At 36.4% G+C, this 15,063-nt stretch carries 13 protein-coding genes; 8 read left to right on the forward strand and 5 right to left on the reverse strand.

The window, feature by feature from the left end; genetic code table 11:
* Positions 1 to 41: 41 nt before the first annotated feature.
* The 4 genes from PLJ10_02555 to PLJ10_02570 all read left to right on the forward strand — a co-directional run bounded on the left by PLJ10_02555 (position 42) and on the right by PLJ10_02570 (position 4,250).
* Positions 42 to 761, forward strand: a complete 720-nt coding sequence (locus PLJ10_02555) for a DUF1080 domain-containing protein (GenBank protein ID HOK08523.1) — start codon at positions 42 to 44, stop codon at positions 759 to 761.
* Positions 762 to 852: 91 nt separating this feature from the next.
* Positions 853 to 1,713, forward strand: coding sequence for a DUF1559 domain-containing protein (locus PLJ10_02560; protein ID HOK08524.1), 861 nt, complete (start codon positions 853 to 855; stop codon positions 1,711 to 1,713).
* A 63-nt stretch (positions 1,714 to 1,776) separates the two neighbouring features.
* Positions 1,777 to 3,420, forward strand: coding sequence for an alpha-L-rhamnosidase C-terminal domain-containing protein (locus PLJ10_02565; protein HOK08525.1), 1,644 nt, complete (start codon positions 1,777 to 1,779; stop codon positions 3,418 to 3,420).
* 20 nt (positions 3,421 to 3,440) lie between these two features.
* Entirely contained in the window at positions 3,441 to 4,250 is an 810-nt protein-coding gene (locus tag PLJ10_02570) for an undecaprenyl-diphosphate phosphatase (protein HOK08526.1), read from the forward strand.
* 54 nt (positions 4,251 to 4,304) lie between these two features.
* Here PLJ10_02570 and PLJ10_02575 read toward each other — a convergent pair whose 3' ends face one another.
* The 4 genes from PLJ10_02575 to PLJ10_02590 form a co-directional block, all read right to left on the reverse strand.
* Positions 4,305 to 6,170, reverse strand: coding sequence for a hypothetical protein (locus tag PLJ10_02575; GenBank protein HOK08527.1), 1,866 nt, complete (start codon positions 6,168 to 6,170; stop codon positions 4,305 to 4,307).
* Between the two features lie 182 nt (positions 6,171 to 6,352).
* Positions 6,353 to 6,769 (reverse strand): RbsD/FucU family protein, encoded by a 417-nt coding sequence (locus PLJ10_02580; protein HOK08528.1) that lies wholly within the window; start codon positions 6,767 to 6,769, stop codon positions 6,353 to 6,355.
* Between the two features lie 33 nt (positions 6,770 to 6,802).
* Entirely contained in the window at positions 6,803 to 8,635 is a 1,833-nt protein-coding gene (locus tag PLJ10_02585; GenBank protein HOK08529.1) for a hypothetical protein, read from the reverse strand.
* A 17-nt stretch (positions 8,636 to 8,652) separates the two neighbouring features.
* Entirely contained in the window at positions 8,653 to 9,381 is a 729-nt protein-coding gene (locus PLJ10_02590) for a hypothetical protein (protein HOK08530.1), read from the reverse strand.
* A gap of 213 nt (positions 9,382 to 9,594) precedes the next feature.
* On the opposite strand from PLJ10_02590, the gene PLJ10_02595 reads away from it, so the two are divergent.
* The 3 genes from PLJ10_02595 (at position 9,595) to PLJ10_02605 (ending at position 11,750) form a co-directional block, all read left to right on the forward strand.
* On the forward strand, positions 9,595 to 10,527 hold the full coding sequence (locus tag PLJ10_02595; protein HOK08531.1) for a response regulator: 933 nt from the start codon (positions 9,595 to 9,597) through the stop codon (positions 10,525 to 10,527).
* Between the two features lie 34 nt (positions 10,528 to 10,561).
* Positions 10,562 to 11,167, forward strand: coding sequence for a GNAT family N-acetyltransferase (locus PLJ10_02600; protein ID HOK08532.1), 606 nt, complete (start codon positions 10,562 to 10,564; stop codon positions 11,165 to 11,167).
* Positions 11,168 to 11,300: 133 nt separating this feature from the next.
* Entirely contained in the window at positions 11,301 to 11,750 is a 450-nt protein-coding gene (locus PLJ10_02605; GenBank protein HOK08533.1) for a hypothetical protein, read from the forward strand.
* A gap of 42 nt (positions 11,751 to 11,792) precedes the next feature.
* On the opposite strand, the gene fusA is transcribed toward PLJ10_02605, so the two are convergent.
* On the reverse strand, positions 11,793 to 13,832 hold the full coding sequence (fusA, locus tag PLJ10_02610; GenBank protein ID HOK08534.1) for an elongation factor G: 2,040 nt from the start codon (positions 13,830 to 13,832) through the stop codon (positions 11,793 to 11,795).
* A gap of 192 nt (positions 13,833 to 14,024) precedes the next feature.
* Between fusA and amrB the strand changes: the two genes are divergently transcribed.
* A complete protein-coding gene (amrB, locus tag PLJ10_02615) occupies positions 14,025 to 15,053 on the forward strand; it encodes an AmmeMemoRadiSam system protein B (GenBank protein ID HOK08535.1) in 1,029 nt (342 codons plus the stop codon).
* Positions 15,054 to 15,063: the final 10 nt, after the last annotated feature.

Genomic DNA, 15,063 nt, shown 5'->3' on the forward strand with positions numbered 1-15,063 from the left:
TTTTAATAATAAATCAAAAATTATTATTTAGGAGATTAAAGATGTCTAAAAAGAAAAATAGTTTATTAGTCCTATTGATTTTTATATTAGGTTTTTTTGTTGGACTGGATTTTGATGATTTTGTAGGTTGGATATTAAAAAAGCCTATCCCAATTGGAGAATTAACTAAACCGCCGGAAGGTGAAGGTTGGATAGATTTGCTTTCATCAGAAAATAGGCTATTTTGGAAAAATGTTACTGATGAGAAAGATATATTTGAGATTCAAGAGGATGGGACTATTCATATTTTTGGGAGAACATTGTATCCATTGAGGTATGTAGGTTATGTAGGACAGAGTTTTTCAAATTTCCAATTACATCTTGAATTTAAACTTACAAAAAATGCAAACAGTGGTGTATTTTTACGTTCTCAACCTAATGATCCGTTATATCGTGGTTTTGAAGTACAAGTATTAGAAGATTATGGTAAACCACCCAATAAAAATAGTTGTGGAGCCATCTATGATATTACAACTCCAATGTATAACATGTCCTTTCCACCAGGGCAATGGAATTCGTATGATATTGTAGTGGATGGACAAGAAGTACAGGTATCTATGAACGGTTGGTTGATAATTCACACTTATTTAGATAAGATGACAACACCTTTAGGAAAATTCCCTGTTGCCTATGCAACGTTACCAAAAGAGGGATATTTATTATTACAGGACCATGGAGGGGAAGTATGGTATCGAAATATTAAAATAAAACCATTACCATGATAATATATTGTTTGTAAAAGCAGTTTAATAATATAGATAATATGAGTAATGTCATATATAGATTAACAATATTAACAAAAGGTTTAAGGATATGAGCAAGAAAGGGTTTACATTAATTGAACTGTTGGTTGTTATTGCCATTATTGGCATACTTGCGGCAATTTTATTGCCGGCATTAGCACGTGCCCGTGAGGCGGCAAGACGTTCGAGTTGTCAGAATAATTTAAAACAGATGGGTCTCGTCTTTAATATGTATGCAAACGAAGCAAAAGGAGAACTGTTCCCTTATATGAAATTGTTTGATTGTAGTGGTAATTATGCACGTGATGCTACTTTTGATGGGAACCTTATATACCCTGAGTATTTAACGGATGTAAATGTTTGTGTTTGTCCTTCGGATTCCGATGCGGAAAATGTTCGAAGGTCATTCCACAAAGATGGTGATTTATCCCAGCCTGTAGAACCATGTAGATTAGCGAGAGGTAGTTATTATTATTTGGGTTGGGCTGTACATCCGGATGTTGTATTAAACCCCGGAGTTCCAGTGCCAACCGATTTAAGTCAAATTGATTTGTCTGACCCACTTACAACTGCATTGACATATGTAAAAGCAGACATTGTTTTACAGGCGTATAAAATTTATGATAGTAATACGCCTCTTCAAGAGAGAATAGACGCGAAATTAAAAGATTTAGGTTCTGTCCCGAGATTAAGGATGGGGATTGAAAGATTTTTGATAACTGATATTAATAACCCCGCAGCCTCTTCAAAGGCGGCGAGTGAAATCCCAATTATGTGGGATGAAATTGCTGTCTATGGTTCAGCAGCAACATTTAATCACGTTCCTGGAGGAGGTAATTGCCTATATATGGATGGTCATGTCGAATTTTTGCGTTGGCCAAGCAAATTCCCTGCGGACCTGTTAGGAATGATATTAACAAACCTGTTCTGATATATAATTCGTGCTTAAAATTGAGGGATATTTAAGTTAAAAATTTAATAAAAGGGAATTGTTATGCTTGATTTCTTGAAAGAAAAGGATGTCCGTTCCCGTTTTTTGTTATCTCCTGTACGTATTGTATGGAAAAGTGATTCTGTTCAGGAACTTGATTTAAATGGGTTATTTTCGCAACCACAAAAGCCTTTTTCGATAAAGTATGATAAGGACATACCACCTTCTTTTGTTCTCGATTTTGGGAGGGAAATTCATGGAGGAATTCAGTTAAGTCAAGGGATGGTAAAAGATAAAACTCCTTTACCGCTCCGAATAACTTTTGGGGAATCTGTGGCTGAGGCAATGGGAGAACCTGACCAAGACCATGCCATTCATGATACAACAGTTTTTTTACCGTGGTATGGAAGTAATGAAGTGGGAACTACGGGATTTCGGTTTGTAAAAATAGAAATGCTTAAACCCGGAACTGAATGGTTGTGCACGGGAATAAAAGCGGTGGTTCTCATTCAAGACCTTGAATATTTGGGAAGTTTTAATTCTGATGATGAATTTTTGAATAAGATTTGGAAAACAGGAGCGTATACAGTACATTTGTGTCTACAAGATTATTTGTGGGATGGAATTAAACGAGACCGACTTGTTTGGATAGGGGATATGCATGTAGAAACTGTTGTTTTGAGTTACTTATTCGGTTATAACGCAACAATAGAAAAAAGTTTAGATTATGTTCGTGATAATACACCATTACCGGGATGGATGAACGGAATTAGTTCTTATTCCTTATGGTGGCTTATTATCCAAGATTATTGGTATTTTATGCTTGAGCGAAAAGATTACCTAAAGCAACAAAAGGAATACATCAAAGGTTTGGTTAGACAACTTATTCAGTGCGTTGAACAAAATGGGAAAGAGGTATTACCGGAGACTCGTTTTTTAGATTGGAGCACTGCTGGGAATAAAGATGCTATTCATTCTGGTCTTCAATCTCTTTTATTTTGGGCTTTATGTTGTGCAGAGAGATTACTAATTATCTTGGATGAAACAGAATTAGCTAACCAATGTAAACATGTTGGAGAGGTAATGAAAAAATATCGTCCTCCTGAACATCAGGTCAAACAATCGCGTGCATTAGGTGTCATAGCAGGTTTAGAGAATCCTGTAATAGTCAATGAGGAATGCTTTAAGAAAAATCCATTGGAAGGACTGTCTACTTTTTACGGTTTTTATGTATTGCAGGCAAAAGCAATAGCAGGTGATTTGTCAGGGGCTTTAGATTTGATTTGCAATTATTGGGGTCCGATGTTAAAAATGGGTGCTACAACATTTTGGGAGCATTTCGATGTGCGATGGTTGGAAAATTCGGTACCAATTGATGAAGTTGTCCCTAAAGGGGCAAAAAGTATCCATAGAGATTTTGGGGAACACTGTTATGTCGGTTTAAGACATAGTCTCTGTCACGGTTGGGCTTCCGGTCCGACGGCATGGTTAATGCAATATGTCCTTGGTTTACAACCTTCTGCCCCATCATGGAAAAAAGTTAGAATTAGTCCTTATTTGGGGGATAGATTGACATTTGCAGAAGGGAGTGTGTCAACTCCATTTGGGATTATTTCTGTACGTCATGAAAAGCAGAAGAATGGAGAAATAAAATCTCAGTTCAAGGCACCGAAGGAAGTAGAAGTTATCCTTGTTGGAAAAAAATAAGTAATGGAAAAGGATGTTAGATGTTTCAAGATGTTATGAATGCAGGAATATTGGCAATTATTGAGGGTATAACAGAGTTCCTTCCTATTAGTAGTACAGGGCACTTGATAATTGCGGAACACTGGTTTTCATTACAGGGAGACAAAACTTTTCAAGATACTTTCCTTGTTGTTATTCAGTTTCCTGCTATTTTGGCTGTTTTACTATATTTTTACAAAACGTTATTACCCCCAGTTAGAGATGTTGAAAAGGTAAAAGAATGGGTTTTTTTATGGGTAAAAATTTGTGTAGCATTTATACCTGCGGGTGTTTTAGGGTTCTTTTTTGATGATTTTATTGATTTTTATCTATTTAATCCACTTACAGTTACTATCTCTTTAATTGTTGGTGGGATTGTTTTAATATGGATAGAACGACTCCAAATAGGCAAAAAGGATTTATCTTCGATTGCTGAGGTATCAATATATTTTTGTATTGCGGTAGGTATATTTCAATGTATAGCAATGATTCCAGGTGTCTCACGTTCTGCAGCAACAATTATTGGAGCTATGCTTTTAGGTGTTACCCGTAGCGTAGCGGTAGAATTTTCTTTTTATTTGGCAATTCCAACCTTAGCGGGTGCAAGTGGATTGAAATTGTTAAAACACGGTTTCAGCTTCTCTTCAGAAGAATGGCTTTTACTTTTAATCGGTTCAATTATTTCTTTTATAGTTGCTTACCTTGTTATCGCTTTGTTTTTAAGATATGTAAAATCACATGATTTTAAAGTTTTTGGTATTTATCGTATTGCTCTTGGTGTATTAGTCATAATCTTGTTGTATTTGTTATAAAAAACACCCTTTTTCGTATTCGGAAAGGGTGTTAAAAGTGTCGAACCGAAGTTTTTACTGAATGGAACTATACAATTTTTGGATTGTTGATTTGGGTTCGCCAGACATTTGTTTTTCTGCGAGTTTTACTACGACTTGTTCGAAATTAGGAGGTCTTGCTGATATAATTTCCTGCTCAATTTGTGTGGCTACATTTGGTGGTAATCCTTCCTGAAAGCCCCAAACAGGAGTAATCGAGTTTGGCTTTATATTCTGGAATACGCCGATATTCTTCCCATCTAAAGTTCGATAATATACACCCCAAGAACCCTTCATTAAACATTCAGCCCATTTGTTGGTGGGTGTTCCTAATGAGTCTTTAACGTTAATTTTCGCATAGAAATATTCTTGCTTTTTCGCAAGTTCAATCTCGTTCTGATATAAGTTTGTAAATTCCTGCTGAAGTTCAGGGCTGACCCAATTTGCAGATTCTGCTTTCTGCCGTAAAGATTCTGCACGAGCAAGACGTTCATGAAGAGCATACTTTTCCGGAGTTAGAGGGAGTGATTCTTTTATTTGGATAATCAATTTGTCAAGATTTACTAAAAACGCCTCTTTAATAGCGAGACTTCGGGCATTAGCTTCTTCGAGTTGTCCAACCTGATTTGTGAGCCGTTCTATTTCCGCTAAAAGTCCATTTTGGCGTGCCTTTATAATTTCTGTTTCGTTTAGAAGGTTTTCATACGCTTCTTGTGCGGACACAAATTGTTCGTTCTTTGCGGCAATGTCTGCTTCGACAGCTTGCAATGTGGATTGCTTTTCGTTAAGTTGTGCAGTGAGTGTCTCTAATTCCTGCTGTTTGTTTTTTAATTGAGTTGAAACTGCTTCTAATTCATCTTGAAGGCGTTTTACTTCTTCAGGGCTTAGAGATACTCCGGGAACATTACCCTGAATTCTCCGCAATTGTTGTAATTCTGATTCTGTTTGTTTTAATTGGTCTTGTAACTGGGTAATTTTTGCATTGGCTGGATTTGGGAGAGGAAGATAGTTTGTAAGGTATGGACCTGCGACAATACCAATAATAAGTGCAACAATAGCCAGAATAGGTGCTAATGGAACACGAAGTTTCTTTTTCCCAGGTTTGGTTGGAGCCTCTCCTTCAATAGGTGCCTGGGTTGAAGTCGTAGGTGCAATTGGTGGAGTAACTCCGGGTCCCGTTCCACCTGTGAATTCAGGAATTGGTGTCTCCAATCCTACTCCCATTGGAGCCCCGAAAATGTCGGTTCCTAATCCAGCTCCAGATCCACCGCCGGCAGGTGCTCCCATTCCAAAGCCGGAGTCAACAGGACCGAAATCTGGTGATGGTGATTGTGGTCCACCAAAGATTGGTGTTTCCATGATCTGGGTAGGTGCAGAAGTAATCGTGTCTGAAGGGGTTCCTGATTTTAGGTCGAATGCACCACCTTTACTTCCACCGCCAAAAGCACTGTCAGTGAGAGGTGTCTCAAGTCCTGATTCAAGGCTCATAGGTCCGGGACCTATTTCAGGTGTTTCTGGTGAGAAGTCACTATCTGCAGCAAGGTCCTGAAAACTGGGTTTTTTGGGGGTAGATTTAGATGGCGGTTGTAGCCCGCTACTGTCAGAAGCACTTTGTAAATCAAACTCTGAAATAGGGCTTTTAATGTTACCTCCTGTGGGTTCCGGTACAATAATATCTATATCACTTATAGGAGGTAACCCCCCTTCGAAATCTTCCTCTTTAGATTTTTTTATTGCATCCGAGTCAAATGAAGATAGAGGAGGAAGCTGACTATCTAAATCGCCTACTTCCCCTGTATCAAAATCACTTAACGGAGGTAAATTTCCCAGTCCAGAGTCACCACTTGGAAATTCTTCCTTCTTCTTCTTTTCTTCTTCAGGATTGAAAGGTTTCTCAGGCATTTTTCATCTCCATAGTTATATAGTTATTTACATTATATGTTTCTATTTTATTCTATTTTTAAATTCTATCATTTTTTTCATGCTTTGTCAAGAAAAATGTCAAGAATTATTATATAGAATACTCTTCTTATGTCGCCAAATCCAAACTGGATATAAAATAATATATATTATATTTTATTATTTTATGGTTTTACCACACCAATTGTTAATAAAATGTTTGCGTATAACCTCTGGTCGCCAGTAACAATTTGTAAGCATGTTTCAGAAGAAGAGGCGTAGTCATAAAAATCAAACCGATTTAGTTTAATTAGGTTTATATGAGGTAATAGTTTTCGGAAATCTTTAAAAATTTCAGGTTCTTCTCCGGAATCGGGACACATAACAAAAGCCTCTTCAATTTCCACAGCTGTTAATATTGCTTCAAGTACATCAGTAACTTTTACCATACCGGGAAGAAGATTTAAATAGACTGTTTCCGCACTTACTCCTTCTTTAGTGCTTGCAGGATAATTACCATCCGTAATTAAAATTTTAGAGCCGTGTCCAGCAGAAGCTAACGCATATAGTATTTCAGGATGTAAAAGTCTTTGTTTTAACATAGTATTACCCTTTATTTTATTACATTATTTTATTTAAAGAGGTGTGTTTTCAACAGCGAGATAAGATGGGACATTCATTTCGTTACCTAATAATATGGTTCGAACTGAGGTTGATAATTTTTCATCTATATTTTGAATTTTTGAGGATATAATTTGATACGTTTTAATATCCCCGAGTGCCAAAGATGATTGTGCAATGAACCAAAGGGCTTCTATTCCATAAGGAGCGAATTCTTTCTGTTTGATGAGAAAACTAACGGGGGTTAATGTGTCTATTGCGTCTGAAAATTTTCCAGTATGAAATAGAGTCTTACCTAATGAAAGCCATGTTTCAATTTCATCTTCATTCATAAAGGATATTTGTTTATCTGTGATTCCAGCAAACTTTTTTATTCGTTCGTATATTTTGGTTAATTCTTGATATTCTCTTTTTGCACCAGGATAGTTTTTCAAAATTTCTTCGTAAGTTACAGCAAGATTATATCGGACACGTGTTGTATTTGGATTGTAAGATAAAGTGCTTCTAAAGATAGTTTCATTATCTTTCCATTCCTCATTGCGTAGGTAGGTTAAGTAAAAGAAAGCTACAGTGATGATTAACAATACTACATTAATTATTGGTAATAAATAATAATTATAGTTATTTATTTTAGGTAATTTTTTAGAAGTTACTACATAATAGATAAGTTCAAAAAAGCACCACCAGAAACCAATCATTGGAGTATACATCCAATGTTCTGCTTGTGGTGCGTTTAATGTAAAAAATCCAGAAATAGGAAACCAAGTAATTAGAAACCAAAGAGCAGATATAAGAAGGCGATACGATTTATTTTTTAACGACCAGAAACAAAGGAACATAATGAAGATTAAGAAAATGTATCCGAGTAACATGGTCCAGATAGGTGTATTTTCAAGGGTTTGTTCCATGTGTAAATGAATAGGAAAAAATAAAACGCGTATATAAAAAGCAAAGGATTGTCCCACTTCAATTATTTTTTCTCCCCATGTTTTAGGAATATATGCACTTTTTTCTGCAAAACTGAGAACTGTTAACCGAAGGGAGATATATATAACCGCTACAATAATTGTAAGTAAAAGAGGTAACCATTTCAGGACTTTATTGTGTGATACTACTTCTGATGAAATTTCTTTTTTGGAAAGATACCACAAAATTAATAATAACAAGAAGGGGAAAATATTACTGGATTCTTTGCTTAACAACCCTGCCCAAAAAGATATTGGGCATATTAATAAAAAGAAATACTTTTTTAAGGAGACATCTGTTTCCACATATTTTATTGCTGTAATTAAACCCAGTAACATGAAGGTAGCGGACATCATGTCTGCTCGTCCACTTATATATGTTACTGCTTCTGTCGGTATTGGATGAACACAAAAAATAGCACTTGTCCAAAAGCACGTGAATAAGGGGACGCTTAATTTGCTCAATAAAATAAAAATTAGTATACCAGTAATACCATGCCATAACGTGTTTGTAATATGAAAGATAAGTGGTGATATCTTTGGAATTTGAGAGGGTTCCATTTTGTCTTCTATTTTTGTAGACAATAGATAGTCGACCATAAACGATACGGAAACTAAGGGGCGATAGAAGTTTCCCTGGCCTCTTCCAAAGGCATGCTGGTCTTCTAAAAATAATTGAAAGAAATACTTTGGATTTTGAACATGTTTGTGGATTAGTACTGACGAGACATCATCCCAAACCCAATCGTTATCAAATGTGTTTATATATGTAATAAATGTTATACAGAGTAGTATAAAGCAAAAAAATAATTTTTGAGAACGAAGGTTTTCTTGGGTAGGTTGATTAATGTCAGAAGAAGATTTTATAAGAAAATCATCCATTTATAAAATTTGTTTAATTAGCCTTTAGTTTTCGGTCCTGGGACAATCCATGTATCATTTGCTGGAATGTAAAGAATTTCAACAGACTGTTGGTCTCCGATAACTCGCACTATTTTTAAAACAGCAGGTTTTTTCTCTTTTGTATTCGGGTCTATCAGTTCATAAAATTCTTCACCTTCACGAACCTTAAACGTCTCGGTCTTGTTAGTGGCAGTGTCTGTTACACTTAAGAAAACGTATAAGTCGTTATCTGCTTGAAGGAAGCCATTAACCTCAACTTTAGGGCGAGACAACATAAGTTGTGCTCTTTCTAAAAGTCGTGCATATTTGCCATCCGGTGCAGTTGCTCCCGGTCTAAGGACGTCAAAGATGTTGATGCCTAAAACCACTAATCCCCATCTTCCATTATCTCTTGCCTTTCGGATAGAATCTTCTATTTCCGGGACTATCCGACTTATCGCTATCTTGCCATTCTCAATAGCTGAGTACTTTGCCTTTACCCCACGGAGGTTGTTTGTAATAGTATCCTGTTGTGCTTTAGGGATTCCTGTATTGTTGGAAACAGCGTCGAAAAATTGTTGGATAGAAGAACGCATTTCAGAGTATATTTGTTCTGGACTTGGAGGTGGCGGTTCTTGGGGTGGTGGAGGAGGTGGTTCTGGTTTTTTGCAACCATTCATCATGGGTAAAAATATACATAATAATAAGATAAAAGAAGAAATAATAAAAAAATTTTTTCTGTTCATATAAACAATCCCATCTTAAAATAATTTAGTGTATCTCTAAGTTAATAAATATTAACACATACATAAGCAATTTCACAAGATAAATGGTATATGCAATAAAAGAAATAGTTGCATTATATATAAAAAGACATTAAAATGATTTAATTGTGTATAATAGTATAAAATTTTATTTGATTTTAATAAATTCGAAATCTTCAAAAAGAAAGGAAAAAAATGAGGATTTTAGTTGTTGATGATGATGTAGATTTAGCTGAGCTAATCAAAACGAAGTTGATTAGTGAAGGACATCAGGTCGGGGTTGTGCATACGGGTGAGGGTGCTTTTGAGAAGGCTAAAGAATTCAAGCCAGATATTGTGTTGCTTGATATTATGTTACCAGGGGTTACAGGGTATCAGATATGTAGAAGAATTCGCAAGGACCCAGAGCTATATAAGACTGCAATTATTATATTGACAGCGTTGGGTGAAGAACCTGAAATGTTACATGGTTTAGAGCAAGGAGCAGATGATTATCTTGTGAAACCATTTAAATTGGAGCGATTGATGGATAAGATTTCATCTTTGGGGGTCTTGTTGGCTTCAATTAACGCACGCAACCAGGTTACAAATTTTCCAGGAACGGATGCTATTAAACGTGAAATTAATCATAAACTGGCGAGAGGAGAGCAGATTGCAGTTGTTTATATAAACCTTGTCGGATTTAAGCCTTATTGTGTTTCTCATGGTCCTGATGGTCAGAAGAAGGCATTGATTTTCCTTGCGAACTTACTGGTAGACTTAAAAAAGAGTTTAGGACTGTATGAATGTTTTATGGCACATATGGGTGGAGAACACTTCGTCGTTTTACTTAATGCTTCTGATTATGAAAAGTTCTGTGAAGCACTTGTAACGAATTTTGACCAGAAAAAAAGTCAATTGTATACGCCTCAGGAATATTCGCAGGGATATATTTATGCAGTTGATAGAAATGGTGCAGAGGTTAGGTGTCCACTTATGGCTCTTTCTGTAGGAGTGGTTCATAATTTAAATCGTCCATTTAAAAATGCAAAGAAAATGTTTGAAGTACTTGCTCAAGTTCGTCAGAAAGCACAACCTATCCAAGGAAAAAGTGTTTATTTTGTTGACCGACGCCATATTGACCGATAGAACAAATATAACGCCTGATAAATAAGGAAGAGATATGATAGAAGTCAGGGAAATCAAGGGGGAAGAGGTGCAGAAAGCAGTAGACACATTAGTTCAAGCCTTTTTCGATGACCCGCTTGTGTGTTATATGTTTCCAGAAAGTAATTTTCGCCGGATGTTTATTTCTTGGGTATATGAGCGATGGATTCGGCTCCTTATGAAATTTAATACTGTTTTTGTTGATGAAGAGGTAAGAGGGGTTGCGGTGTGTGTTCCACCAAGATTATTTCCACATATACCTCTTCAGTATCAAATAAAGGCTGGATTATTAGGTGTTATTCCAAGGTTAGGTATCCGCAATTTTTGGAAGCCATTTCGTGTTTATTTAGACAGTCAAAAACGAACAAGGAGTGAAGTGACAAAACCGTCATGGATTTTAGATATATTAGGTGTTCAACCTGAGTATCAGGGAAAAGGTGTCGGTAGTGCATTAGTTCAACATCTTATTAATTGTGCTAAACATGATAACGTGCCTGTATATGTGATAACGCATAAAGAACAGAATATAAAATTTTATGAGAAAAATGGTTTTAATCTTATAAAGAAAGAATTTTCTTTGCCTGGTGGCCCTCCTACATGTTCTCTTATTTGTTATCCCTAAGTTAGTTTTATTCCCTCTCTATTTTTATTATTTAACCCTTTTTATCTGGCTCTCGTTATATTTATAATATAGATTGACTTCTTTGCCGTTTCCTAAGAAGTAGGCCGTGAATATTCAATAAAGGTTGATAAATATGGACATATCAAAAATAGTTAAGATTTTGATAGTATTGATTCTCTTAGTAATTGGAGGTCCGATTTTAATACAGTTTTTACCATCACCATTAACAATGGAACGAATTGCAGATGGCTTAAAAAAATCGGATTTGGGAATTTATGAGATACGGAATGTTGAACCGCCAACATGTGAATCAATAGCACAAATTCAATTTACTGTGAATGGTGCCATAGGAAATGTTTATCAATATGATAATGAAGGGACAATAGCCCGATATGCAGAGATGTATAAAAAGGACCCTGGCACGGCTATTGTAGAGGCATGGGGATTGGCTCAATCATTAGGTGCTGCACCTCCCAGAAATAAACCTGAAAAGGTGGCTCGTCGACGAATGTTTTTACTTGTTGTTCAGGGCGACGACCCTAATTTATTAGAACGTATCGTTAAAATTTTTCAGTCAATATAATTACGATACCATTAGACAACAGGGGTGAAATAAACTGGTATGTTATTCGTTCCCCGCTTCTCTTGATTTTTCGTAGGCTGAGATAATATCTTTTGCAATAAATTCAGGCACTTCATCATAATGGCTAAATTTTAGGTCAAAGAAGCCTCTTCCGCCAGTCATACTTCTAAGGTCAGTAGCATACCTTAGAATTTCTGCTTCTGGGACGAGAGCACGAATGCGTTGTAATCCACCACCGATAGGTTCCATCCCTAGAATACGTCCTCGCCGACTGTTCAAATCGCCTGTAATATCACCCATAAAATCTTCAGGTACGGTAACGGTAATTTCCATAATAGGTTCTAACAAGCAGGGATTGGCTTCTTTTACGCCTTTTTGAATAGCCAAAGAAGCTGCAATTTTAAATGCGAGTTCTGACGAATCCACAGGGTGATAAGAACCGAAGAATAGTTCTACGACAATATCAACTACAGGATGTCCTGAAATAACACCTTTGGCAAGGGCTTCTTGAGCACCTTTATCAACTGCAGGAATATATTGTTTTGGGACAACACCACCTACGATACTGTCGACAAATTTATATCCTTGTCCTCGTTCATTAGGGGATATCCGCAAATGAACATCACCATACTGTCCATGACCTCCAGTTTGTTTTTTGTATTTCCCTTGAACTTCTGCCTTGCCACGGACGGTTTCTTTATATGCAACTTTTGGGATACGTGTTTCAGCTTCTACGTTATATTTCCGCTTCATTCGATTCAATAAAATTTCGATTTGTAAATCACCCATTCCACGAATTACATGTTCTCCTGTTTCATTGTCACGGTAGTGGCTAAATGTCGGGTCTTCTTCCGCCATACGGTTTAAGGCTTCACCAATACGGTCCTCGTCATTTCTGGATTTTGGTGATATTGCTAACTTGACCATAGATTGAGGCAGTTCAATCTGAGGAAGTTTTATGTCATTTCCTGGAATAGAAAGGGTATCTCCAAAATGTGTATTTTTTAGTTTCGTCATAGCCGCAATATCACCAGGACCCACTTCTGCAACCTGTTTCTGTTCTTTTCCTAACATCATTACGATTTTCCCAGAGCGTTCTTTCGTTTGTGTATTGCAATTGTAAAATTCTGAATCCGAACGAAGTGTCCCAGAGAATACGCGAAAATATGTAAGGTGTCCAACAAAGGGGTCAACCATGGAACGAAAAACCTGAGCCACAAACGGTCCATCGGGGTCGGGTGTAATAACAACATTTTCACCTGCTGAATTTGTCGCAACAACTTTTCTTTCCAATGGGTTCGGAAATGAACTGGCTATAATATCCAATAATTCCTCATGTCCGATTCCTTTGCTTACACTTCCAGCGATAATAGGAATAATCTTACCCGTACTAATTCCTTTTTGTAGTCCTTTATCAAATTCTTCCTGAGAAAGTTCAAATGTTTCAAGATATTTTTCCATTAAAGCCTCATCTGTTTCCGCAACGACCTCGACGATGGCTTCTTTTGCTTTTTCTGCTTCGGCACCTAAAACAGATGCATCTCCTGTGACGATATTAACTACGCCACTTAAATTAGAGGCTTCACCAATTGGCATAACTATAGGGACGCAATGTTTGCCATAGGCTGCCTGTATTTTTTCGACAACTTCTTTAAAGTTGGTATGTTCACGGTCAAGTTTATTTACAAAAATAGCACGCGGAATATGACTTTTCTCTGCATATTTCCAAGCCATGTCTGTTCCTACTTGGACACCTGTTGTCGCATCGACAACTATAATTAAGGAATCAAGAACAGCAGAGGATGCGGCTAATTCGCCGATAAAGTCGGAATATCCAGGATGGTCAATAATATGGATTCGTGTTCCTTTCCAATCTAAATGAACAAGTTTCATTGTTATGGAACACTTACGATCTTTCTCATCTTCAAGATAATCACAAACCGTATTTCCATCTTCAATGCTTCCCAACCGGCTTGTAATACCAGCAGAATATAATATGCGTTCAATCAACATTGTTTTTCCTACACCACCATGCCCGGCAAAACCAACGTTACGAACTTTTCGAGGGTCAAACTGTGCCATGAGACAACTCCATCCTTATTTAAGGTTAATAGGTTTCGTTGAGACAAACTCTGTAAAATTAAAAAGATACTACACAGTCAGTCATTTTTATTTATAATAATAGAGTAGGTATTATACTTATTATTCACGCTTATCCTCAAATTAGATGATAAATGTAGCAATAAAAAAGGAACAAAGTCGGAGATTATAAAAGTGAAGAATATACCGAAAAAAAAGGTTTTTATAAAGATAATTATTTTTATATTGATATTGTTGCCATTGCTTATTTATATGTTTTTTATATCTCATGCGATTGCTGCAGAAAAAATACGGAGGCCATCATCTGCAGGTGTCTTATATCCACAAGAACCTACAGTATTAAAAGAAACCCTTCAAAAAATGTATGGGGAACTGCAACCAGTACCAGCGACAAGCGATAAATTAGTAGCGTGTGTTGTTCCACATTCAGGTTGGGGACTTTGTGGAAATTTAATTGCACGCTCTTTTAATGAATTAAAGGAGGGAGAGTTTAACAATATTATTATTCTTGCACCTTCTCATCGTTTCAATATCCATGGTTGTTCTATGCCATCTGTTCAGGGATTCGCAACACCCTTAGGAGTTGTGCGTGTTAATTATGAGATAATGGAAAAATTAGCTTTATCCCCATATATTATAATGCAGTCGTTGCAAAAGACAGCTCGGCCTGGAAAGTTGGCAATACATGAACAAGAGTATTCAATAGAAGTGTTATTACCTATGCTCCAATATAAGATGAAAAAATTAGAAATTGTCCCAGTAATAGTTGGGGATTTTGTTGATACTTATGGAAAGGAAAGCCAAATTGTATTTAAAGATATTGTTGAAACTTTTAGAAGAGCAATGACTGAAAAAACATTGGTAATTTTAAGTACAGACCTAACTTCTTGGGGAACTTCTTTTAATTTTACACCTGCCCCAAATGAGCAAATGCTGGAAGAACAGGAAAAGTTAGACCGTGAATTAATAGAACTGCTGTTAAATAAAGACTTTTATGGACTACAAGATTATTTTGAACGGACGAAAAATCCTGTGTGTGGTAAGTATGCGATGTACCTGTTTTTAACTTTATTACCTAAAAATGCCAAAGGTGTATTGTTAGGCTATGAACAATCTGGTCGCAAAATGAATCTTAAGGATACTTCAATAGGTTTCTCTGCTATCAATTATTACGTTCCTTCAGTTGGTGGAACTCCACAATAAGTTTACAATA

It is taken from the genome of Candidatus Hydrogenedens sp., from assembly GCA_035361075.1.
Taxonomy (GTDB): Bacteria; Hydrogenedentota; Hydrogenedentia; order Hydrogenedentales; family Hydrogenedentaceae; genus Hydrogenedens.